Here is a 22,680-nt window from a genome sequence, read left to right as displayed (position 1 = left end):
ATTCGAGTTATTCGGAAAAAGAGTTTTAGTGATATTTAATCCATTTCTAATCTACTAAAACCCTTACTCATTTCAGCGCTTTAAAATCCTAATTTCTTAAAGACAAAATAGCCCACATGGCTTTCAAAGCTACCGTCATTTTGGATTTTAAAATACTTCTTAACAAGGTCAGATGAACCTTCCTGCAAATAACGTAAAGTTTTGATTTGATCTTCAGGCGTTTTCATGCGCTTTACCCAACTATCAAAATCTAACGAAAGTGTTTGTTTATCTAAACCCACCAAATCAAAGCCTGCATCTTCGATAAAATAGACCCACTCTTTCACACTATAGTTTCGTACATGACTTGGGTCTCGAATAGTTTCGATCGTCTGCAAAAACGTATCTAATATGGGCGAGCTAGAGCTAATAATGTCTACAAAAATAACAATGCCATCAGGCTTAAGCACGCGGTTTATTTCTTTCATAGCCGTCGGAACATGCTGCCAGTGATGTGCAGAATATCGGCTAATGACCACATCAAACTGCTGATCACTAAAAGGCATGTCCTCAGCAATGCCCTGCTGCACAAAAATGTTTTTTAATTTACGTTGGCTAGCCGTCTTAGACACGGTGTCTAACATTTCATGAGATAAATCGTAAGCAAAAACAAGGTCGGCATGCGGAGCAACATTGTAGGAAACATGCCCACCACCACAGCCTAAATCAAGGATAACAGCCTTTTCAATTTTCTGAACTTCATTAACAAATTTATTAAATTCAACCCCTTCAGAATGAGCTTGGCTATTTAAATAGTCGAGAGATTTATTTTGATATTGTTTTTGATTTATATCATGCTGGGTGATCATAACCTTGCTCCTCCTTTGTAATGGAATTACATTAAAGGAAAATTTAGATAAAAAATAATGATTAGTTTTTCTTCAATTGATAAATAAAAGTTATTATTTGATTGAATACAGAGTAAGCACAAAAATTGAAAATTCTTAAATCCAATAGACAGCTATACTGTGTTTATCTAAAAATTTTATAACACTCCAAAATGCCAAATATTATTTTATTTGATTTAGATCAAACTCTACTTGACCGAAATACATCCCTTATAAAATTTGTTGAGTGGCAAGTAAACTTTTTTCAATTGGTATCACAAGAAAATAAACAAGCTTTTATAACTAGATTTATCGAATTAGATAACAATGGAAGTGTGTGGAAAGATTTTGTTTATTCTCAATTATTAGAAGATTTTAATATAAAAAACTTTAGTGTTGAGAGCCTACTTGAATCGTACATTAACGACTTTAATAAGTTTTGCCGCCCTTTTGAGAAAGTTCTAGAAACAATTCAAAATCTTTATAACAAAGGATATAAATTAGGCTTAGTTTCTAATGGTAAATCCCCCTTCCAAGAAAATAATTTTTATGCACTCGGTCTCAAAGAGTTTTTTTCTACAATTATCGTCTCAGAAGCCGTAGGTATGCGAAAACCAGATAGACAGATATTTGAGTATGCATGTAAAGAACTTGGCTGTACTCCTAATGAATGTATTTTTGTAGGAGATAATCATAAAGCCGATATTGAGGGTGCTAATAACGCAGGAATGAAAACTATATTTTTTCACCCAGATCCTTCTATCTGCTCGACTGTAGCGGATAAAAGAATTCACCATTACGACCAACTAGAAACAGCAATTAATACATTAGAGGATTTCATTCTTTAGAAAAGGATATTTGTTCTTTTTATTAAATCCGCAAAGAGCACTGTTTAGTCACCCTTACTGAAACAGTGCTCTTTGCTCCATCCCAACCTCTATCCAGAAAGGTTCGATGCATAGAAATAGTGTATGTACCTTTGACTCAAAATGTTTCCTGTATTTTTTAAAATTTTTAAACATTCACAGCATAAAAATGAAGTATATTAATTTTTATCAGAAGATTCTTCTTTGGTTTATATTTTGAACAGAACAGAATACACACTAGATCGTATAGATCGGAAAATTTTATCTGCATTACGTGGAAATGGCCGTTTAACCGTTGCTCAACTGGCCGAAGAAGTAGGTCTTTCATCTTCTCCATGCTGGACTCGACTGAAACGTCTGGAAACTTTAAAAATTATTGAAGGATATACGGTAAACGTAAACCAAAAAGCGATTGGCATTCATGAAGTCTTTTTTATTGAAATTACTTTAGAGCGCCATGATGACGAAATGCTAGAAAATTTCAGTGAAGCATTAGCAGATATACCTGAAGTAGTGGAAGCGCATCTCGTCACAGGTGACTATGATTATCTGGTTAAAGTAGCAGTCAAAGATGCTGACCATTACGAACGATTTTTAAGAAAGAAGCTTTATTCAATTAAAGGAATACGCCACACCCGTTCGACCTTTGCCCTACGCCCTCTCAAATCTGCTAATACAGCCGATTTAATGTTAATCGAATAGAAATGCTAAACACGTACAGGAAATTCCTTAATTTATTGATTTAAAAATCTTTATTAAGGGAAAACCTAGAAAATATAACAGCTCATAGCTCTGTTATATTTTTTTTAAAAAATTCTGTATCTATGATTACAGCCTTCACTTCTTCAAAATGTAATTAATCTGAATTGGAGGCATCGCCATGAACATTTTGAAGAAAAAAAATAAGGCCAGTTTTGTATTCTTTATTATTACTCTCTACTCGTTTATTGGGTTTGGCTTAGGCTTCGTGATTTGGGAATACTTTTTAAAGGCCTAGTTTGCTAAAGAAGCGCTAACTCACCTCAGTAATAATTTCTGAAGTGATTTCTTTACTACGATGATATGCGGCCTTCATAGCTAAACGTATATCATCAGATAAATTTCCTAGCTCAAACATTCTGAGTGCTGATTCGGTAATCCCGTTAGCCAAGGTCACCTTGCCACACAGATCCGCTGGCGGGACATTACTTTTACGGACCATTTCAACTGCGCCACTAGCCGCTTGGAGTGCTAAATCTAGAGCAAATTGTTTATCAAGTCCTAAAGAAACCCCTGTCTTTATCATGCTGTCTAAAATATAGAAAAAGTAAGCCGGCCCAGAACCAGACAAAGCAATAATTGCGTCTGACTGCGTTTCAGACGGCGCCCAAAAAGTCTGACCTGTTGCAGAGTACAGCATTTCGATTAGGTCTTTATCAAGCTGGTCCATTTGCTCTGAAGCAATAAGCACATGTGTCCCCGTATGCGTCAGCACAGGTGGATTTGAAATTACACGAACAATTTTTTTCGAACCCGTAAAACGAGTCAAGTTTGCAATATCTACTCCCGCCATCATAGAAACTATAATTTTACTAGCTAACCATTTTTTTAGCGGTATAAGTGTCTCTTTTAACTGTTTAGGCTCTAGTAGCAAAACAACAATTTCAGCTTTTTTTAGTCCATTTTCTTTTTGCTTTAAAGCATTTGTATCATTAATCTTTTTCTCTTCAATGAGGTGTATTTTTTCTTTTTTAAATCCTTTTAAAACCAACCCTCCTATTAACGCTAAAGCTAGATTACTACTGCCAATAAAACAAATATTAGGTTGTACTGCACTTAACATTTAAAATGTTTTCCTTTCTTAAGAGAGGTTTATAACAACAAATATTATCTATAATTTAATTATGTATATTGAATTAATGATGACCGTCTGAATAAAGAACCCACTTTAATAAGATATATTATTAAAGTGGGTTTTGTTTTATTCGCGCAATAAATAAAACAACTTTAGATTAAGCCTAATGTATTACTATTGTTAGTAAATACCACAAAAAAAATGTTAAGCTGTGTAACATATACAAGAGTATTGTAAAAAATTCTGTAACGAATTCTATTAAGCTAATATAAAAAATATCTATTACTTAATAAGAAAATCTTTAAACCAAATTAAGGCACGGAAGTGTTCTAGTTCAAACAACTAAAGAGTTTCTTTCTTATTCGCTAAAATTCTCTCGGCTTTTCTGATTGCCTGTTGTAAATCAATATCTTCGCACACCCAAAAGGTAAAAATTTTTCCAAATAAGTGGAAATGCTGTTTAACATATTGAGAGCTATTGTCTGAATAGTGCTCTTCTATCTTAAAAACATCATGATGATTTTCTATCTTTTGACCGTCTAAAATACCGCCAATACAAATATCCATTTTAGTACCATACACCTAATTACTTATATTTTAAAAAAAATTTAGAAGCACTTTTAAGAGCATATTTTTATTCTACTTTTTATTTTTAAAGATAAGTTTAATTAAAACTTATAAAAAACCCACAAGATAGAGTGGGTTTTTAAACTCATCTAAAGCGCTTTAGCCTTAAACATATTCTATTTAAATAATATATTTAAAACAACTCTAGTCGCTCTATGAAATTATGAATTCTGAAGAATCACAATATTTGAAGCTTGTGGGCCTTTTTTACCCTGTACTACAGTAAACTCAACACGTTGGCCTTCTAAGAGAACCTTAAAGCCTTGTGTTTGAATATCGGTAAAATGAGCGAAAATATCCTTACCTTCATCAGCCGCAATAAAACCAAAACCTTTAGTTTCATTGAACCATTTTACTGTACCAGTAGAAGTAGACATATATTTATCCTAAATTTTAAAATATTATAACTTATTATTGGGGAAACCAATTTAACTAAAAAATAGACGTGAAAACTTAAATATCTGAATGAACCGAAGACTTATAAATAAAACTGCGAAATAGAAATTTATGATGACAAGAATATTTTGTTAGTTATGCTCGACTATACACGCTTCAAAATCATTTGCAATCGATATTCAAAATAATTAAAGCAAGAAAAATTTTATAGTGTTGACTCAACATCTTTCATCTTGATTTGATTAAAGATCCTTTCAATTAAAAATCTAATATTCTATATTTTAATTGAAAGAAGTACTTTTAATTCTTGAGTTACTGACGCCATTAATAGAATTTCTGTTCACCAGCAGGACGTGTTTTAAAGCGTCGATGAAACCACATGTATTGTGTAGGGGCAATGCGAATTTGGTTTTCAATAATCTTGTTTACCCTTTCAGCGTCACTGACTTCACAGCCACTCGGGAAATTTTCTAATTTAGGTTCTACTAAAACATGATATTGCGGATTACGAATATCACCACTACGGTAAAAATATAAAGGCACGGCTGCTGCTTTTGAGATATCCATTAGTCTGCGATGCGCTGTAACGGTAGCTGCCTGAATACCGAAAAATGATGCCATTACGCCTTGTTTTAAGCCAAAATCCTGATCTGGGCTATACCATATCGCATGCCCATGTTTAAGGTTTTGTATGAGTCCACGCATGTTGTCTCGAGCAATTTGGTTTTTATACACTCGCGCACGACTACGATGAATCAGAAAATCTAAAAACGGATTGTTTTGAGGTCGGTAAACCACGTCCATATTAAAGAATAAAGTACACGCCGCTCCACCTGCATCTAAAAGCGTACTGTGGGTACCTAATAAAAGTACGCCATTTTCCTGATTATTGGTTAAATTTTCTAAACCATCTATGTGAACACGACTTTTAAACCAATTTGGGCAATACCAAGCATTTAAAGCTTCAAATACACCCGTTAAAGTATCAACAAAAACCTGTTTAGCTTTTGCCTCAATTTGCAAAGGTGTTTTTTCTGGAAAACATGCTTGTAAATTACGTAGTGTAGTTTTTCTTCGAGAACTTAAAGATTTCCACGCTATTTTTGATAGTAAGTCAGCAAGGCGCCATTGAATAGCCCAAGGTAACATCGCAAATAACATTAGAATAAAAGCTAAAAACCATATACCCCAATATTTAAACGCTAAAAAGGAAAATTGAAACTCGCCAGATTTAAACTGCCGTTCATTTTTCGTCATACTATAGATTTCTTGAGGTATAGACTTAGCATACTAACATGCTCAATTTTTAACGTTGTGTGTTTATGTTGCTTTCACTTTTATAGTTTTATATGCCCTATTTATTTATACAAAACTATATTTTAAATATTTAATCTATTTAAGGCTTAAATATACATAACCTTCTGTATACAACGATTATTTTCTCATTTAAAGTAACCGCACAATCTTGCCTCAATTGATAAATAGGATATATCAGCGTGAGCGGTCTTTTAGTATTTATAACAATAGCATTTCTTACCCTATTAAGCCCAGGACCGGGAGTTTTATTTACTGTCACAAATTCAATTAACTATGGTGTCAAAACTGCTTTGTTTGGAATAAGTGGTTTAATTATTGGTATGTTTGTAATTGCTGTAATTTCTGCCAGCGGTGTAGGACTTATTATTACTAGCAACCCTACTATTTTTACGGTTTTAAAGTTTATTGGTGCATTTTATTTAATGTATCTCGGATATAAAAACTTCACTAAAAAACTTGCAACCCAAGAGTTAATGACCGATCAACAAAAAGATAAAGCTGTAAGTAAATCTAAATTGTTTTATCAGGGTCTATTCGCATCTTTGCTTAATCCTAAAACAATCGTATTTTTTATCGCACTCTTCCCTCAATTTATTGATATCAAGAAAGAGATTTTAAATCAATTTTTAATTCTTTCTTTAACCTTTTGTTTTATTGGTTTTTTAATTCATTTAGTTTACGCAAATTTTTCTTCGATTTTCAAAGAGAAAATGTTAGCTGGAAATAATTTCTCGATGCTCAATAAAATTAGTGGTGCTATTTTCTTTCTACTTGCCATTTTACTTATCGCACAATAAAGCATTGCTCGACCTATTATTTGTTAAAAAGCCTTAACTCATGGTTAGGCTTTTTAACTCATTAGATCTTTAAACATGTTCTCTTCTAATACATTTTTAGAGTATTACTCTGTTTAATATCCAACCATAAAAGAAATCTTCGTAGTTAGGGTTGTTCTCGGTAATTTCAATATAATGCTGCCCTTGCATAATATTTAAAATGCGCACGAGTACTTTTTCACCCTCTTTATTACGTCTATTTAAGTACGTAGCCAGTGCTTGCAAAGTAAGAGGTCCGTACTGGCCATCTACCACAAGATTTGACCAACCTTCCTTCCCCTGCTTATTCAGCAGATTTAAAGCACGTTGTAATAAAGGCTTTGTAAAATTGATGCCACAATTTATAGCTGTATCCAGTAACTCTTCTGCAATAGCTGGGCTAATCGCATTAATCTGGTCAAACTGTGGTTCAAGCCAGTATTTTTGCTTATAAATAGATTTGGCGATACTTAAGGGCAAGTCTTGCATGTTGCCTTGATATCCGTTCGATCGAGCGACTGCTTCTGTAATGCCAAATTTAGTCGCATGGCCATGATCTGATGGATGGTTAACATATCCGCCTTCTCGGCTGATAACTTTTTCTAAGTATTGATCAATATTCATTTTATTCTACCTTTATATTTAAAGCTGTCTTTAGCTATTTTGGAGATCATCTTTTGCTTTTTTTAGGTCTTTAATGACCTCTACAATCGTTTTACCTTCTTGTTTATTGATGAAGTTAAATATCCATCTCACAATAGCCCAGCCCGGTAAACCACAGATGAAGAAAAATCCAGATAGGGTGATCATTCCCCAAATATCGGATACCCATTCATGCAGGTTCCATTTCATAATAATGAATGAGCCGCCTGTCAGGCTTGAAACTACTGTACAGATGAGAGCAAAAATCCATTCTTGTGGAGAACGAGGAAAACGCATCATCAATACAACTGCGACAACTAAGCTGACTGCCAAAGCCACCATAATTGCAATACTATAAAAATTTAAAAATGTGGCTAACCCACTGCTAGAAACTGTTTCCATGACTTTGTCCTGCGCTAAAGGGTAAAACTTGAAAACTCATCACGTTGACCAGCTTGTGGTTTTCAATGTTTATTAATCCCTTCGTTTTCTTTATTACAGTCAATAAAAAACACTAACGCTTTAAAGCAGCGCTAAATTGCAAGACGAACTTATCCTTGACCCCATTTATTTCAGGGGTCCGAGAAAGAATGTTTGTATGCTAAAGCCTGTTAGTGTGCACCGTTTAAGGCTTGTTCAATCAACTCAATCACTGTGATTGCACCAATCGCTTTTTGCATAGAGACTTGATCATCGAATTCGAATGCGTCATCTTCAAGCTCATTTACAATCTGCTTGGCCTCCTCAAGTGCCCTTTTTATTTTTTGTACCTTATATTTGTTTACGTCTTTGGCAATTGTCGGGATATACCCTCCACGTTTTGCATTTTTAAGTTGTTTAGCTCTGTTCTGCATTGCTGTAGTCATTCACTATCTCCAACTCAATGTACTCGTTAGTAAGGCGTCTTTATCGTTTGTTATTCTTGAGGTTTTGATACATTCTTTGAGCAATATAGCTAAGCTATGACTACAAATGTGTGTTCAAAACGTTTCATCTGGTACAACAATCATAAAGAACCCAACTATATGCAATTAAGTCACTAATTTATAAACAAATATTTCCTTTTCTAAAAATGTAAAAAAGTATTAAATTTTGTGGATTTAAGCTTTTTACACGCCTTAATTTTTTGACCAAAAAGTTCATATAAGGCTTTGCCGTATATCGGAAACTTTTGTTAGGTCTCACAATCTTTGTTAAATTCTTCATGTTCTTGATACCCTTTATCGACGAACATTAAGCCTGATCCACGGAATCGGGCTTTTTTTTATTCCAATTTTTGTTTTGATAGCCTGTTTGCAAATAATAATTGAGCTATCTCCCTTTTATTCTGCTACCTGTAGAAACAAAATAAATTTAGCTTCCATCTCAAAGCTTTGATAAAGCGATAAATAGTGACTTAGGTACCATTTAAATTTTCTCTATTCATCTTGAGATATAACTGATATTATAACTATAGTTATTATTAGTCAATAACTATAGTTGTTTTACTCTATATAACTTAAGTTATATATTTGTTATAAGTTTACTGGTGTAACCATTATGGCTCTTAAAGACCGTTTAAAAGACTCTAGAATTAAAGCCAAAAAAACTCAGGCTGAAGTGGCAGAAGCTGTAAAGATGTCGCAACCTGCCTATCAGGCTTTAGAGTCAGGGAAAAATTTAAAATCCGCATTTCTTCCTTTAATTGCTCAATTTTTAGGAGTGGATGGTTATTGGTTAACGACAGGGAATACTGAAGACTCTTTTAGAGAAAGTGATGTATTTAGCCCGACTGTAGTAAGTGCAGAATCTACCGATCAATATGTCTGGATTGAAGTTGTAGAAGCTAACTTTTCTTGCGGGACAGGTGAATCTATTGAATTTCACTTTGATGCTATTAATGGAAAAATTCCATTCCCTGCTTCATTCTTTAAAGAAAAACGCGTTGCTCAAGAATGCATGCGTATTATTAAAGCTAAAGGCGATAGCATGACCGACTACATTAAAGACGGTGATTTGGTGGGTATTGATATCTCTCAAACAGAAGTCATTGATGGCGAGATTTATGCGGTTTACTTTGCTGGCGAAGGAATGATTAAACAGATTTTTAAAGAGGCAGATGGCTCTTTAATTTTGCATAGCTTAAATGAAAAATTTAGAGATCGACGCGTAACAGAAGAGAACGGTAAAAACTTTAAGGTTATGGGTCGCCAGTTCTGGCGAGCAGGCTAATTTAGTTATTAAATATAATTAAAATAATAATGCACTTATTTTTAATCACTTCAGCCTTTTTATAACTTTAATTATTTATATAACCTGTAGACATAAAAAAACCTATCTCCTTTAAAAGAGATAGGTTTTCTCGCTTTATTACCATGGTTTTATCAACAATATGTATTTAAACGATAAAGTTGATTAAACCCGGCATAGAAGCTTTTACCATCTTGGTTTAACTCAATTTCTTCACCAGATTGAAGTTGAATTTTTTTACCAACTTCGACCCAACGATATCCATCGAGAGAGTTTTGTTTACGCACATGAGGAACAATCCTCACATTAATTTCGTTGCCATTTACGGCTGTGGCAATGTGCCACTCATTTACTATATTCACAATCATTCACTCATCACTGAGCTCATGTGATTTTACGGTATGTAATTAGAACGCTAGATTTAGGGTATGGACAGTTCGTCTAGAATTTAATATTTAGCTTTATATAGGGTTATTTATAAGCTAATTGCTTTTCATAATTTTCGTATTATGAAAAGTGGTACATCACAGAGCATAATATTTTTGGATGCGGGAGTCGGATTTGAACCAACGACCTTCGGGTTATGAGCCCGACGAGCTACCAGACTGCTCCACCCCGCAATTGGAAGTAAGCTTTATACGCTCATCTATTTTATAAAGCAAACTTTATTTTTTAATCGGTTGTAATTATTAACAATTCTCTTTTTATTATTTTTTCATTTTAACCATTCAGTCTAAATTCACTTATCAATTTCAATTTTTAATTCTTTAATTTGTTGTATTTATTTTAAATAGAACCCGATATTCATAGACAACAATTGCCTTGGTTGGATGGCTTTTATACTATCTAGTTTGGCCCTTTAATTTTTAGTTCGTATGTCTGAACCTCAGTTTTCCCTTAGTGAATATCTCGGCACAGTTCAGGAAGTCATACGTGTGGCTTTTGATGAGCCAGTTTGGGTAAAAGCAGAAATTCGAAATTTAAATGTTAAGGGCGGTCATTACTATTTAGAACTCGCAGAAAAAGATGCAGAGACTGATAAAGTTATTGCCAGCTGTAAAGCCACAATCTGGAAATTTTCAGCGAGTAAAATTGTTTTAAAGTTCGAACGTGAAACTGGGATTGAGATTTCAAGTGATTTAAATGTACTCATCAAAATTAGAGCACGTTTTGATCCTCAATATGGATTTTCGGTCAACATTGAAGAGATTGACTCAAGCTTTACATTGGGTGAAATTGCTAAACGTTATCAGCAAATTATTGAACGACTTACTCAAGAAGGTTTAATCCATAAAAATAAACTTCTTCCCACTCCTTTTGATATTCAAAATGTTTTAGTCATTGCTCCTCAAAATGCTGCAGGCCTTGGTGACTTTAAAAAAGATGCAGATGCACTTGAGCGAAATGGGGTTTGTCATTTTGTGTATCACACCGCTACTTTTCAAGGAAACACGGCTGCAACAAGTTTGATTGAATCTTTAGGTTCAGGTTTAAGACAATGGGCCAGCGCGTTTAGCTTTCCACCTGATTTGATTGTGATTATTCGCGGTGGTGGATCGGTGAATGATTTAGCTTATTTAAATGATTATGAACTTGCCGCCCTACTTTGCAAACGTAGCGTACCGATTTGGGTAGGTATCGGGCATGAGAAAGATCGTACTATTCTTGATGAAATTGCTCATCGCTCATTTGATACACCAAGTAAAGTCATTGCGGGTATCCGAAACCATATTATTGAGCGTGTACAAGAAGCTGTAGATAGTTTACAAACGATTAAGCTGCTTTCTCAACATCAAATCACAACCTATCAAAGCAAGAATGATCAACTGCTTCATGAGATTAAATCTTCGGCACAGAGTCAACTTAGCTCGGCACATCGTTTGCTTGACCAGATGAAAGAACGTATTCAGTTTAGCTCACAGCAACAAGTTAAATTCTCATTAGCCCAAATCGAATCTTTGATGAAAGAAATTCTTTTGCAAAACCCGAAACATGTTCAGGCCAAGGGCTATGCAATTGTTAGATCAGAAGGAAAAGCGATTCACTCTATACATCAAATTTCAAGCCCCGCCATTGCTATTGAGATGCAAGATGGTGTGGTTGAAGCCAACATTACGCAGGTAATTCCAAATGAAGAATGAAGAGTTAACGTTTAAAGATGGTCATGACATTTTGAAGAAAAATGCCGAATTACTTGAATCTCAGGAAAGCCCGGATATCGATAATTTAATGAAGATTGTTGAAGAATCTATTACGGCTTATAAAGCGTGTAAATCACGTATTGAAGCTGTTCAACAAGCTCTAGATGAGACATTCAAAGAATAAAAAAAGCCCACTCCTACTTCTCATTGAAGGAATGGGCTTAGTGAAATCCACTTAATCCTGAAATGCAAAAATGTGGATTAGGTCACATTTTTACACAGGCATAGTCCCATAACCATTTTAGATGTTCAATATTTTAATTGTGTCTATACGTTAGTTTGGCTTAATTTTCACCATCTCTTAACTAAATGACTTCTATTAAGATCATACAAAACACAAACTTTACTCATGGTTATTGTTAAATTGAATTTAAGAGTTATTCCTCACTGAATGGACCAATTAACTGATAAATTTTGCCATCTTTAGGGTTTTCATAGAGCAAATCCATATTGGGTAAAATAATATCGTCATTAATTTCAATATGTTCAACACTTTTATGAAGCTCAAGCGCATGGTCATTCATGGGTCTAACTTTTGCCAAAGCAATTGATTCTTTATCAAACTGATCCTTGATAATTACTTTTAATCTTGTCATGAAAATCTCCTGAAAATTAAATTTTTTAATATAAATAAAGGGTTAAGTTTAAAATGAGCTAATCGCAGAATAGCCGATTGGCATCGCAAAAAAAGTTAAAATAAATGCAGCCGTACGTTGTAAATTACGTTGGTTTAACCAAGTTACTTTGTTTGAAATTAATACGGTTCCAAAAGCAATCCATAAAAATGCGATGGGTGTAATTAATGATAAAAAAATAGCAATATGCACAAAATAAACGTGAAGCACTTCCCATGCTGCATGTGGAAAAATAGCAGAAGCAAAGAGTAAAGCTTTAGGATTTAAAAGTGTTGCAACAAATAAAGCCTTAGGCGTAATCAGTGGGTTGTCTAATTTGATGTCGTTTGTTGATGTTATCCAAAGTTTAAATGCAAGGTAGAGAATAAAAGTTGCACTTATTAACTTTAATAAGGCAGGAAGCCAAGGGATAAAATGTGAAACTGACTCAAGCAAAACACCCCATGAAGTAATTGCAATGAGATAACCCATCACTTCAGCAGGAATAAGTTTAAGAGACTGCTTCACCCCTGCTTGTATTCCAGCCGAGGCTAACAATGTATTTGTTGGGCCTGGAGTCAACAAAATGGTGACCACAAGTCCAATAAACATAAATGACACCATAGGCAACGAACTCTTTAGTTATGCTAGGCGAAATATGTCAAAAAGGAATATCTATTGTCGACATAATGGTTGTAACAAGAAATATTAAAGTTTATTTTTTTAATTTTAAAACAAACAATTAACTCTACCTGACTACAAATTCACTTACTATTTCAATAATTTTAAATATGCAAAATCGATCACAGAAACATAGAATAAGCGCTATTTTTTTCTGCTCGCCAAACAATTAAATCAAGCTTTTTTTTCACAGAAAAATAAGTCGTTATTTTTAATATTTAACCCTTATTTAGCTTATTTAATAAACGCTTTTTTCTGACTTGAAATTTGAAAATTGATCAATATATAAACAACTAGAAATCGTGATTTTACTGAATATGATGTCCCGTTCCCCATCAATTCTTTGATTGTCGCTTTCATCAAATAAATCAGATGATGGAGGATGCATGATGAATGCTTATGTTCGCCCTCATCCAGATGGTTTTAAATCTTATTTAGGCAAGAATCAGAAAACCGGACTCTACATTGTACGAGTTGGTTGGACGGTTTATGAAACGAATGGCAATGGCTCTGTGCTGTACATTGTTAAGAATGAAGATACGATTCCGTTGGATGTAGAAAAGTTTAAAACTGATCGTCCCAAAATTTATGCTGCTCTTCTAAGTGAAGTCCAGTTTCAACGCAAGAAACAACTCGCGATTGATCTCCAGCAATCAAACATCCCTTCTTATGACCGTAAAGCCTACAAAAAACGGCGTGGCTTTATAGACTCTTAATTAAAGGTATTTACTTTAAACTCATATAGAAAAAGCACCCTTAGGTGCTTTTTCTTTTAACGACCAGTTGTAATTAATACGAGCATACTCAGTATTAAAGTGCTTAATGATCGTTTGCAATGTATGTGGACTTCATGCTCAGCTCCGTGAGCAAATTGATTAACGTTTTCCATTTCGTGTGCCCTTAAAGTTCACACTGATAATTTGCACAATTTTCACACAATAAGAAATTAGCCAAAAGTATTATATCGAATCAAATTTTAAATCTAATGCTGGGCAAGTAGTTTTGAAATTTATAACTGAAGTAGCTAGATGTAACATTCTTATACGAGGTTAAACCCTATTGAGCGTTTGTAGACCTTTCATTTCAAACTCACCCACCAAAGAAATGATTTTATAAAATGAAAAGAGATAACAATATTCTGTTTTTTAATAATAGTCTTCGACAGGAGAACTTTTATGGAAACTCAACAAGAAACCAACTCTTCTTTATTTTGTAATACCTCTACCTCAATTCAAGCATGTATTGAATGTATGATTGCCTGCAAAACATGTGCAGCTGCATGTTTGCAAGAAGAACATGTGCACATGATGCGTGAATGTATCAAGCATTGCATGACATGTGTAGAAACCTGTCAACTTTGTACGTCTTTAGAACTAAGAAACTCTGAACTAGCAGAATCAGCCATGCAACTTTGTGCGAACGCTTGTCAACTTTGTGCAGCAGAATGCAGTAAACATGACCATGAACACTGCCAAGTTTGTGCTAAAGCATGTCTTGCTTGCGCACAAGCTTGTCTAGCATATCGTTCCTAAGTGGTATTCACAACTTTAAGCCTACGCAATCTTTAGATCGTAGGCTAATTAAAATATTTTAGATAACAGTAAATTAGATATTTTTTATTTAAGCTGATTACAATTTTTACTTTTTTACAGGCATAAAAAAAACCCGCATCTTGGGGAAAATGCAGGCTCTTAGATCTCCCACAACGACCATGAGTTCATTATTAAACTTGAACTTTAAACCGTTAACCAAATGTACCCTTAATAAAAACAAATTGCAATACAGAAAAGTCTGTATATTTGAAATATTTTATTATTTTTACATTACTTTTTCATAAATAGTTTAAAAGTATAAGATATTTCCAAATAAGAAATATCTTTTTTACAGGCATTAAAAAAGCCCGTTTCACGGGCTTTTCTGCAACGGTGAGCAATGTAAGCGTTGTGTCTATCCAACTCTTGTTTGCTCTTTGCTAGCTATATGTAAGGTCTTATCGTATCTTTTGCCCTGTCCCAAGTTTCCCTGTGGAGCGAGGAGATATTACGATTACCTTAGGTACAGTTATAGCACATTATTTATTCATGACTAGTCTTGTTCACGTTTTTTTACAAATGAACAAAATACGATCTAACCTTAATATTTAAGGGTTTTCTACCCCATTTGGATATTGGCGAGCGTCATCACAAATTGGATACCACTTCACTTGTGAATTGACAAAAGCATGAGAGATGACTGGCATCGATATTTCTTCATTAATAAGTCCGACCCTCAGGCGTACCACTTCTGGCTTATCTAAACGTTCACTCCAGATCGGTGAACCGCAAGTTTTACAGAACACTCTCTTTTTGTTTGGAGAAGCAAAATACGCTTGCAAAAGATTTTCACCCTGTACAATGTTTAAATCAGTTTTCTGTACCTGTGTAATAGCTGCAAAAGCAGCCCCTTGTGCTTTTTGGCATTGCTTACAATGACAAACCATAATGGGATTTAATTCAGCATTAATGCTGAGTTGAACACCATTACAAAGACAAGAAGCTGTATAAATCATGATTTTACCTTTTTATTTTTATGGGATTTAGCTTACACCCACCCCTTTTTCAATATGATCTAAAATGGCACAAGAAGCCTGTTGGTCGCCACAGCAATCATCGGCAGAAGCCTGCAAAATATTAACCATTTCTTGTAGGTGGGCAATTTTTTGCTTTAATTCGGCAATGTGTTTGACGGTTAAGGCTTTCACCTCTGCACTATGCCGATCAGTATTTTTCCAAAGTGAAATAAGCTCTTTCATCTGTTCAGATGAAAAACCTAACTCTCGAGCATGCTTTAAAAAGTTTAAAGTTTTAAGGTCTGTTTCTGAATAGATGCGATAGCCAGAAGCAGAACGCTGAGCTGCTTCAAGTAAACCGATTTCTTCATAGTAGCGAATCATTTTCGCCGAAATGCCCGAATGTTTGGATGCCTGACCGATATTCATCTCACACCTCAAATATTAAATTTGGTTTAAGACCTGCTGTCATGATCTTAAACCAAAAGTTGATTTTCAGCACGCTTACTCTACTGGCGCATGAAAGCGTTTTAAACGTAATGCATTGCCTAAAACAAAAATCGAAGAAAGTGCCATCGCCCCTGCTGCAAACATTGGCGAGAGTAAAACGCCAAATGCTGGATATAGCGCACCTGCTGCAATTGGAATTAGGGCTACGTTATATACAAATGCCCAGAACAGGTTTTGACGTATATTTCGCATGGTGGCTTTACTTAATGCAATTGCATTCGGTACGCCTTTTAAACTACCTGACATGAGCACAACATCAGCTGCTTCGATGGCAACATCTGTTCCTGTACCAATAGCTAAACCGACATCTGCTTGTGCCAAGGCTGGTGCATCGTTAATACCATCACCAACAAAAGCTAAGCGCCCATACTGTTTTTGCAGTTGGCGGACTGTGTCCACTTTGCCCTCGGGTAAAACCTCTGCCACAACTTCGTCAATGTTCAGCTTTTTGGCAATTGCTTGCGCCGTATGACGGTTGTCTCCTGTAATCATGGCAACTTTGAGACCTAATTGATGCAAGGCCTCAATCGCAGCATAGGTTGTTTCTTTAATGGGGTCTGCCACAGCAATAATTGCCGCAAGTTTTTGATCAATAGCAACATAAAGCGGTGTTTTGCCTTCTTCACCTAACTGAGCAGCAATCGCTTGGAATGAGCTGGTATCTAAACCAAGTTGGTGCATATAACGGTCTGCGCCAATTTGTACTTTCTGGCCTGAAACTTCTGCTTCAATACCTGAACCTGTAATCGAGTTAAATGCTGTTACTGGTAATAAGTTTAAGCCTTCACTCTCTGCTGCTTGAACAATCGCAAGAGCAATGGGATGTTCAGACTTGGCTTCGACCGAAGCAACCAAAGTCAGCACTTGTTCACGCTCAAAACCTGATTGCACATTAAAGTCAGTGAGTGTCGGTTTACCTTCGGTGAGTGTGCCCGTTTTATCAACTGCAACTACTTGAGCTTCTTGTAAAAGCTGCAAAGCTTCACCTTTACGGAACAAGACACCTAACTCGGCACCACGTCCAGTACCAACCATAATAGAAGTTGGTGTTGCAAGTCCCATCGCACAAGGACATGCAATAATCAGTACTGCAACGGCATTCACCAATCCAAAAGTGAGCGCAGGTTCTGGCCCAAAAATAAACCAAACCAAGAAAGTAATTGCAGCAATTAACATCACTACAGGTACAAACCACATGGTGACTTTATCGACTAAGCCCTGAATCGGAAGTTTAGAACCCTGAGCTTGTTCAACCATACGAATAATTTGTGAAAGTACAGATGAGCTACCCACTGCGGTTGCCCGAATGTTCAGTGTTCCGTTTTGATTGACCGTACCACCGACCACCTGTTGTCCCACTACTTTTTCGACTGGGACAGGTTCACCCGTAATCATAGATTCATCAATGTAGCTGTGCCCTTCAACCACTTCACCATCGACTGGCACACGTTCACCCGGCCGAATTTCTACAATAGTTCCACTGACCACTTCGGCAACAGCAACTTCAACCACTTGACCGTCACGTTGAATACGAGCTGTTTTGGGCTGCATTCCTACCAAATGTTGAATCGCTTGCGAAGTACGTCCTTTAGCTTTGGCTTCAAAATAACGTCCGAGTAAAATTAAACTGACAATAACGGCAGCCGCTTCAAAGTAAACATTGACGGTACCTTGGGGTAATACCTGCGGTATAAAAGTTGCCACAACTGAAAAGCTATAGGCTGCTAAGGTTCCAACAGCAACCAGCGAGTTCATGTCTGGCGCTAAACGCCATATGGCTGGAATCCCTTTTTGGTAAAAACGGCGACCTGGAAAAACGAGAACTAATGTGGTCAAAGCAAACTGTAAAAGCCAGCTATTGTATTGACCAATCGTGTCCATGATCCACATGTGAAAAGCTGGAATGAGATGTGAACCCATTTCCAGAATAAACACAGGTAAGGCCAACACAATCGAAATGATCAAATCTTTTTTAAGCTGATCTAACTCTGATGCTTTTTTGTCGAGCTGCTCATCTTGATTTTTTTCAGATGCTTTCGCGTCATAACCTGCTTTTTTAACAGCACGAATTAGGTCTTCAACATTGACTGATGCATCTGCCTGCACCCAAGCTTGCTCTGTTGCTAAGTTGACTGTGGCTTCTTGAACGCCGTCTACTTTTTTAAGGGCTTTTTCAACACGTGCAACACAAGATGCACAAGTCATACCCTCAATAGATAACTCAACTGGCGAAGCTTTAGGAACATCATAACCTGCTCGTTCAACTGCTTTAACCAGTGCTTCACGCTGAATCGGTTGATTTGAATAAACAACCGCTTTTTCTGTTGCCAAGTTAACGTTGGCAATCTCAATATTTTCAACTTTCTTAAGTGCTTTTTCGACACGTCCTACACAGGAGGCACAAGTCATGCCTTCGATTGGAAGTGTTTCACTATATGCTGGCAATTTTGTGGTTTTTGAGTCCATCAAACACCTCTACAAATCTGCAAAATTTAATATTCTGTATTGAGCATACAGATTCCCATCATGGGAAGGTCAAGCATATTTTTTTAAAAATTTGGTCTTGACCTTACAATCATGACAAGGTTTAGACTCAGTGTTATCCAAACAAATATCTCATTCTTGATGGAGTATGAACATGAAACTACTTATTGAAAATATGACTTGTGGTGGCTGCGCTCGTGGCGTGACTGCGACGATTCAGGACGTCGATCCAAATGCAAAAGTAGATGTAGATTTAGCGACCAAAATCGTGACTGTTGAAAGCAGTGAAAGCGTCGATAAAATTACCGAAGCACTTGAAGAAGATGGTTTCCCAGCGAAAGTGCAATAATCAATAAGGCCTAACGTTTAAAGTTAGGCCTTTATTTTGTGTTTGTTGATATTGACTCAAAGCTGAAATTTTTTAATTCGATAATCTAATGCTGCCCGAGATATTCCCAATAAACGTGCCGCTTCAGACACATTATGATTTGCCTTTTTTAAAGCCGTTAAAATTAACTGCTTCTCATGTTCTTCTAAATTAAACTCTGCCTTTAATAATTGCTCAAAGTCAGTTTCAACAGCTACAGCCTGCTCAGGGTCATGCTTGATCTGTGGGAAAATGGCATTTAACTTAATCAGCTGCTGATCATCCGTTAATAAAACAGCCCTTTCTAATAAGTTTTCCAACTCACGAATATTTCCCGGCCATTCATATTGCTGCATAAAAACTTTGGTCTTTTCACTTACACCCTGAATGGTTTTGCCGTACATTTTTTCAAAGCGATGAAGAAAGTGTTCAACCAATAAAGGAATATCTTCACGGCGCTCTCGCAAAGGCGGGATCTGCACTGGGAAAATATTTAAGCGATAATATAAATCTGCGCGAAATCGCCCTGTTTTTACAGCCTGCTCAAGATCTTCATTGGTTGCTGTAATTACACGGACATCTAAAATACGTGTCTGTGAATCTCCTACTCGCTCAAATTCACCTTCCTGCAAAATGCGTAATAGTGCTGCTTGTGCACGAGGAGAAAGCTCAATCACTTCATCTAAAAAAATCGTACCACCATTGGCTCGTTCAAACTTCCCCAAGCGAGATTGATGCGCTCCTGTATAAGCCCCTTTTTCTACCCCAAATAACTCAGACTCAATTAACTCTGGTGGAATCGCTGCACAGTTTACTGCAATAAAAGGTTGGTCTTTTCTTTGGCTATTTGCATGAACTCCTCGAGCAAAAGCTTCTTTACCAACGCCGGTTTCACCTTGTAGCAAAATAGAAACTTTCGAACCTGCTGCTTTTGTTAATAATGCACAGACCTGTTTATAAGATGCTGACTTACCCACAGAACTAAATAATTGGTAATCGGCTTCACTGTCGCTATAAATTGATTTTTTAAGTTCAAAAAGTTCAGCCTGCAACGCAATCAGTTCTTTTTCCATGGGTTCGGGAGACATGAACTGAATCAGTTCATCAGCATTTTCCCACTCTTCTAAAGGCTTACCAATAATACGGCAATGCTCATCGCCGCAAGCTTTACATTCTATTTCTTGATAAATAATGGTCATGCCCGTCGCAAAACTACTGTAGCCGCACGCATAGCCAAGTAACATCCAACATGAAGGTTCATCACTCGGACCAAAATGCTCTAAATGCACATCGGCTTCAAAAGAGTTAAGCCAGTTTAAATCGGCATAAAACTGTTTTTTATCGTGGCTTAAATTGAGCTGGTTGGCCTGTACTTGCACCATTCCACGAATCGCATGCATTTGTGGGCCTGCCATAAAAGCATCGTGTTCATTTAAATCGGGACGCATTTTTGTTGTAACTTCTGCATCTTTTAACCCTGCTTGATACCCTAATCGAATAAAGAAACGCTTAGTCCGCTCAAGCCCAATCATGTGTGCTAAGTCTTTACGCAAATATCCCATAATGCTGGTGTGTAAAAGCAGCATCCGATATTCATCAAACCAGATTTGGCCGTGGGCAGTATCAAAGTGCAGTTTAGACAGCAAATCGTGAATTTCTTGCGGATGATCTGCGTATCGTCCCGTTGTATCGTATTTTACTCGAGCCATGAGTGATCTGTTTTAATCCATTAAACACATTTGGGTGTTATCTCATCTTATCGAAGAACCAGATAAATGTCCTAGTACCTTAAAGACATAACTTCATACTAAAAAAGTATTTCTAAATCTCTCCTTTTAAAGCCCCAAACAATTTAAAAAGAAATTTTTACGACCCTCTTCATCAAATCATGAATATCTCTATTTCACCATTCAAAAAAATTCATGAAATGGTGAATTTTAAAAATGCTGAACTTTTATAAAAAATCCTAATTTATTGTTTTTAATAGTAAAAATAAAGTTGGCATAGCTTTTGTAAAGCTTATAGCGAGAGCAAGGAGCATTCATCAATTTCAAGACCATGTCTTGATGGAGTACAGCATGACGCAACCTCAAGTCGAAGCATTAACCAAATATATTCGGGTTACTGGCGACTTAAACGCAGAGTTTATCGAATTCGATTTTGCCATTCACGACCCCAGTCTATTTGTGGAACTGGTTTTGCCTAAACATGCATTTAATGATTTTTGTAAGACCAATCAAGTGGTTGAAATGACCCAAGAGCAGCAAGCTTTTAATGATGCTCAGGAAGAAAAATGGCGCTATGGCACTGAAGCAACCTTAGTCGGCACGCAACGTAATAGCAACGATCATGATGATCAGATGTAAAAATATAAGGAGATAAAGCCATGACTTTAGAAATCAAAACGTCAAATGTCGAACCTATCCGCCAGAACTATGCCTATATCGAAAGACGATTTGGTAGTAAGCCAGCAACTCGATATCAAGAAGTAAGTTTCGATGTACAGGCAGAAACTAACTTTCACTATCGTCCTTTGTGGAAACCTGAAAAGACCTTAAATGATAAAACCCATACTGCCCTGCAAATGCAAGATTGGTATGCATTTAAAGATCCACGTCAATTCTATTATGGAACTTATGTTCAGCACCGTGCGCGGTTACAAGACACCGCCGAAAGTAATTTTGCTTTTTTTGAAAAACGTCAGCTTGCAGAACATTTGTCTGACGAAGTCAAAGCTAAGGTCATTGAGTACCTATTGCCATTTCGCCACATTGAACAAACTGCAAACTTACACATGATGTCTGGCAGTGCCTATGGTTATGGCACCGTGCTAACCCAAGCTTGTATTTATGCCGCAATGGATCATTTAGGTATAGCGCAGTACATCTCACGGATTGGCTTAGCTTTAGATGGTAATAGCGGCGATTCATTACGACAGGCAAAACAGACTTGGATGCAACACCCTGCATGGCAAGGCCTACGCCGTCTGTGTGAAGAAAGCCTCACCGAGCAAGACTACTTCAAACTTTTCTTATTACAGAACCTTGTGATTGACGGCTTTGTGACAGAGCTTGTCTATCAACAGTTTGATCATTGGTTAGTCACTCAAAATGCTCGTGACTTAGCCATGCTGACTGAATTTATGAAAGATACTTTAGGTGATTTACGTAAGTGGTCAGACACCGTCATTAAAACTGCCGCAGCAGAGTCCGATCACAACAAACAGCTATTAAATGAATGGTTCACTGAGTCTCTAACTCAAGTAAAAGCAGCTTTTACACCGTGGGCAATAGCAGCCTTAACAGCAGATGCAGTTGATCAAGCAGAACAAGCCGTTATTGAACGTGCAAAAAAACTCGGCCTACAACCAGAACTTGCAAATGCTTAAGGAGAAGCAACATGTCTAAAGTCTATCTCGCGTTACAAGACAACGATACTTCACGCTACATCCTTGAAGCGATTGAAGAAGATAACCCTGAAGCTTCAATTCAGTATTTACCCGCCATGATCCGAATTGAAAGTGAAACTGATTTGGTGATTAAAGCTGAAACCGTATCTGAAAAACTAGGCCAAGATTGGGACATCCAATCGTTACAACTCAACATGATTACGCTGGGCGGCAATGTCGAAGAAGATGACGATACTTTCCGCCTTCACTGGAATTAATCACAACATAGACGTTG

At 36.4% G+C, this 22,680-nt stretch carries 28 protein-coding genes and 1 tRNA gene; 13 read left to right on the top strand and 16 right to left on the bottom strand.

Going from position 1 to position 22,680, the window contains the following annotated elements; translation table 11 throughout:
* Positions 1 to 80 precede the first annotated feature (80 nt).
* Positions 81 to 848: a methyltransferase domain-containing protein gene (locus RMA94_RS10445; RefSeq protein ID WP_311082786.1), complete on the bottom strand. Its 768-nt coding sequence runs from the start codon at positions 846 to 848 to the stop codon at positions 81 to 83.
* 191 nt (positions 849 to 1,039) lie between these two features.
* On the opposite strand from RMA94_RS10445, the gene RMA94_RS10440 reads away from it, so the two are divergent.
* From RMA94_RS10440 to RMA94_RS10430, 3 genes are all read left to right on the top strand, one after another.
* The gene (locus tag RMA94_RS10440) at positions 1,040 to 1,714 is read left to right on the top strand and encodes an HAD family hydrolase (protein ID WP_025466697.1); all 675 of its coding nucleotides are present in this window, start codon (positions 1,040 to 1,042) and stop codon (positions 1,712 to 1,714) included.
* Between the two features lie 234 nt (positions 1,715 to 1,948).
* Positions 1,949 to 2,434 carry an Lrp/AsnC family transcriptional regulator gene (locus RMA94_RS10435; protein ID WP_031944142.1) on the top strand — a complete coding sequence of 162 codons (486 nt, stop codon included), beginning with the start codon at positions 1,949 to 1,951 and terminating at the stop codon, positions 2,432 to 2,434.
* A gap of 178 nt (positions 2,435 to 2,612) precedes the next feature.
* Positions 2,613 to 2,729 (top strand): hypothetical protein, encoded by a 117-nt coding sequence (locus tag RMA94_RS10430; protein WP_002117441.1) that lies wholly within the window; start codon positions 2,613 to 2,615, stop codon positions 2,727 to 2,729.
* Positions 2,730 to 2,744: 15 nt separating this feature from the next.
* On the opposite strand, the gene RMA94_RS10425 is transcribed toward RMA94_RS10430, so the two are convergent.
* From RMA94_RS10425 to RMA94_RS10410, 4 genes are all read right to left on the bottom strand, one after another.
* Entirely contained in the window at positions 2,745 to 3,554 is an 810-nt protein-coding gene (locus tag RMA94_RS10425; RefSeq protein ID WP_233731848.1) for a pyrroline-5-carboxylate reductase, read from the bottom strand.
* Positions 3,555 to 3,908: 354 nt separating this feature from the next.
* Positions 3,909 to 4,133: a hypothetical protein gene (locus RMA94_RS10420; protein WP_069122680.1), complete on the bottom strand. Its 225-nt coding sequence runs from the start codon at positions 4,131 to 4,133 to the stop codon at positions 3,909 to 3,911.
* A 221-nt stretch (positions 4,134 to 4,354) separates the two neighbouring features.
* On the bottom strand, positions 4,355 to 4,570 hold the full coding sequence (locus RMA94_RS10415) for a cold-shock protein (protein WP_005070223.1): 216 nt from the start codon (positions 4,568 to 4,570) through the stop codon (positions 4,355 to 4,357).
* Positions 4,571 to 4,913: 343 nt separating this feature from the next.
* Positions 4,914 to 5,846, bottom strand: coding sequence for a lauroyl acyltransferase (locus tag RMA94_RS10410; RefSeq protein WP_032056596.1), 933 nt, complete (start codon positions 5,844 to 5,846; stop codon positions 4,914 to 4,916).
* A 239-nt stretch (positions 5,847 to 6,085) separates the two neighbouring features.
* Here RMA94_RS10410 and RMA94_RS10405 point away from each other — a divergent pair, with 239 nt between their 5' ends.
* Positions 6,086 to 6,703: a LysE family translocator gene (locus RMA94_RS10405; protein ID WP_063098453.1), complete on the top strand. Its 618-nt coding sequence runs from the start codon at positions 6,086 to 6,088 to the stop codon at positions 6,701 to 6,703.
* A 96-nt stretch (positions 6,704 to 6,799) separates the two neighbouring features.
* On the opposite strand, the gene RMA94_RS10400 is transcribed toward RMA94_RS10405, so the two are convergent.
* The 3 genes from RMA94_RS10400 to RMA94_RS10390 form a co-directional block, all read right to left on the bottom strand.
* Positions 6,800 to 7,345 carry a glycosyl hydrolase 108 family protein gene (locus RMA94_RS10400; protein WP_311082781.1) on the bottom strand — a complete coding sequence of 182 codons (546 nt, stop codon included), beginning with the start codon at positions 7,343 to 7,345 and terminating at the stop codon, positions 6,800 to 6,802.
* A gap of 30 nt (positions 7,346 to 7,375) precedes the next feature.
* On the bottom strand, positions 7,376 to 7,765 hold the full coding sequence (locus RMA94_RS10395) for a hypothetical protein (RefSeq protein ID WP_311082779.1): 390 nt from the start codon (positions 7,763 to 7,765) through the stop codon (positions 7,376 to 7,378).
* Between the two features lie 209 nt (positions 7,766 to 7,974).
* The gene (locus tag RMA94_RS10390) at positions 7,975 to 8,229 is read right to left on the bottom strand and encodes a hypothetical protein (protein WP_002119927.1); all 255 of its coding nucleotides are present in this window, start codon (positions 8,227 to 8,229) and stop codon (positions 7,975 to 7,977) included.
* A 673-nt stretch (positions 8,230 to 8,902) separates the two neighbouring features.
* Between RMA94_RS10390 and RMA94_RS10385 the strand changes: the two genes are divergently transcribed.
* Positions 8,903 to 9,574 carry a LexA family transcriptional regulator gene (locus tag RMA94_RS10385; RefSeq protein WP_002119885.1) on the top strand — a complete coding sequence of 224 codons (672 nt, stop codon included), beginning with the start codon at positions 8,903 to 8,905 and terminating at the stop codon, positions 9,572 to 9,574.
* Between the two features lie 152 nt (positions 9,575 to 9,726).
* Here RMA94_RS10385 and RMA94_RS10380 read toward each other — a convergent pair whose 3' ends face one another.
* A complete protein-coding gene (locus tag RMA94_RS10380; RefSeq protein ID WP_002119938.1) occupies positions 9,727 to 9,960 on the bottom strand; it encodes a hypothetical protein in 234 nt (77 codons plus the stop codon).
* A gap of 175 nt (positions 9,961 to 10,135) precedes the next feature.
* Positions 10,136 to 10,212, bottom strand: a tRNA-Met gene (locus tag RMA94_RS10375).
* Between the two features lie 255 nt (positions 10,213 to 10,467).
* Here RMA94_RS10375 and xseA point away from each other — a divergent pair.
* Together xseA and xseB are read left to right on the top strand one after the other, a co-directional pair.
* Positions 10,468 to 11,733 (top strand): exodeoxyribonuclease VII large subunit, encoded by a 1,266-nt coding sequence (gene xseA / locus RMA94_RS10370; RefSeq protein WP_068614148.1) that lies wholly within the window; start codon positions 10,468 to 10,470, stop codon positions 11,731 to 11,733.
* A complete protein-coding gene (xseB, locus tag RMA94_RS10365; RefSeq protein ID WP_002119890.1) occupies positions 11,723 to 11,917 on the top strand; it encodes an exodeoxyribonuclease VII small subunit in 195 nt (64 codons plus the stop codon). Before xseA ends, xseB begins: the two co-directional genes overlap by 11 nt.
* Positions 11,918 to 12,170: 253 nt before the next feature.
* Here the strand turns inward: xseB and RMA94_RS10360 are convergent, their stop codons facing one another.
* Together RMA94_RS10360 and RMA94_RS10355 are read right to left on the bottom strand one after the other, a co-directional pair.
* Positions 12,171 to 12,389, bottom strand: coding sequence for a hypothetical protein (locus tag RMA94_RS10360; RefSeq protein ID WP_016141649.1), 219 nt, complete (start codon positions 12,387 to 12,389; stop codon positions 12,171 to 12,173).
* A gap of 48 nt (positions 12,390 to 12,437) precedes the next feature.
* Entirely contained in the window at positions 12,438 to 13,031 is a 594-nt protein-coding gene (locus RMA94_RS10355; protein ID WP_005076893.1) for a LysE family translocator, read from the bottom strand.
* A gap of 443 nt (positions 13,032 to 13,474) precedes the next feature.
* Here RMA94_RS10355 and RMA94_RS10350 point away from each other — a divergent pair, with 443 nt between their 5' ends.
* Positions 13,475 to 13,804, top strand: coding sequence for a hypothetical protein (locus tag RMA94_RS10350; RefSeq protein WP_005070242.1), 330 nt, complete (start codon positions 13,475 to 13,477; stop codon positions 13,802 to 13,804).
* A 459-nt stretch (positions 13,805 to 14,263) separates the two neighbouring features.
* Complete coding sequence (locus RMA94_RS10345; RefSeq protein ID WP_014206225.1) at positions 14,264 to 14,620, top strand: four-helix bundle copper-binding protein; 357 nt, start codon at positions 14,264 to 14,266, stop codon at positions 14,618 to 14,620.
* Positions 14,621 to 15,228: 608 nt separating this feature from the next.
* Here the strand turns inward: RMA94_RS10345 and RMA94_RS10340 are convergent.
* The 3 genes from RMA94_RS10340 to RMA94_RS10330 form a co-directional block, all read right to left on the bottom strand.
* Positions 15,229 to 15,636, bottom strand: a complete 408-nt coding sequence (locus RMA94_RS10340; protein ID WP_002119862.1) for a GFA family protein — start codon at positions 15,634 to 15,636, stop codon at positions 15,229 to 15,231.
* A 27-nt stretch (positions 15,637 to 15,663) separates the two neighbouring features.
* A complete protein-coding gene (gene cueR, locus RMA94_RS10335) occupies positions 15,664 to 16,065 on the bottom strand; it encodes a Cu(I)-responsive transcriptional regulator (protein ID WP_001020650.1) in 402 nt (133 codons plus the stop codon).
* A 75-nt stretch (positions 16,066 to 16,140) separates the two neighbouring features.
* Positions 16,141 to 18,612, bottom strand: coding sequence for a heavy metal translocating P-type ATPase (locus RMA94_RS10330; RefSeq protein WP_311082775.1), 2,472 nt, complete (start codon positions 18,610 to 18,612; stop codon positions 16,141 to 16,143).
* A 166-nt stretch (positions 18,613 to 18,778) separates the two neighbouring features.
* Between RMA94_RS10330 and RMA94_RS10325 the strand changes: the two genes are divergently transcribed.
* Complete coding sequence (locus RMA94_RS10325; RefSeq protein ID WP_001985155.1) at positions 18,779 to 18,979, top strand: heavy-metal-associated domain-containing protein; 201 nt, start codon at positions 18,779 to 18,781, stop codon at positions 18,977 to 18,979.
* A 56-nt stretch (positions 18,980 to 19,035) separates the two neighbouring features.
* Here RMA94_RS10325 and mobR read toward each other — a convergent pair whose 3' ends face one another.
* A complete protein-coding gene (gene mobR, locus RMA94_RS10320) occupies positions 19,036 to 20,706 on the bottom strand; it encodes a phenol degradation transcriptional regulator MobR (protein WP_311082774.1) in 1,671 nt (556 codons plus the stop codon).
* A 369-nt stretch (positions 20,707 to 21,075) separates the two neighbouring features.
* Between mobR and RMA94_RS10310 the strand changes: the two genes are divergently transcribed.
* From RMA94_RS10310 to RMA94_RS10300, 3 genes are read left to right on the top strand one after another with little or no spacing between them, the layout of a single operon-like run.
* Positions 21,076 to 21,363 carry a phenol hydroxylase subunit gene (locus RMA94_RS10310; protein WP_000193471.1) on the top strand — a complete coding sequence of 96 codons (288 nt, stop codon included), beginning with the start codon at positions 21,076 to 21,078 and terminating at the stop codon, positions 21,361 to 21,363.
* A 20-nt stretch (positions 21,364 to 21,383) separates the two neighbouring features.
* Entirely contained in the window at positions 21,384 to 22,385 is a 1,002-nt protein-coding gene (locus tag RMA94_RS10305; protein WP_271649531.1) for an aromatic/alkene monooxygenase hydroxylase subunit beta, read from the top strand.
* A gap of 11 nt (positions 22,386 to 22,396) precedes the next feature.
* A complete protein-coding gene (locus tag RMA94_RS10300) occupies positions 22,397 to 22,663 on the top strand; it encodes an MmoB/DmpM family protein (RefSeq protein WP_000049450.1) in 267 nt (88 codons plus the stop codon).
* The last annotated feature ends 17 nt before the right edge of the window (positions 22,664 to 22,680 follow it).

This window comes from Acinetobacter sp. V115_6, from assembly GCF_031799025.1.
GTDB classification, from domain to species: domain Bacteria; phylum Pseudomonadota; class Gammaproteobacteria; order Pseudomonadales; family Moraxellaceae; genus Acinetobacter; species Acinetobacter pittii.
The sequence above is the reverse complement of the archived record's forward strand: the minus strand, read 5'-3'. Positions and strand labels throughout refer to the sequence as shown.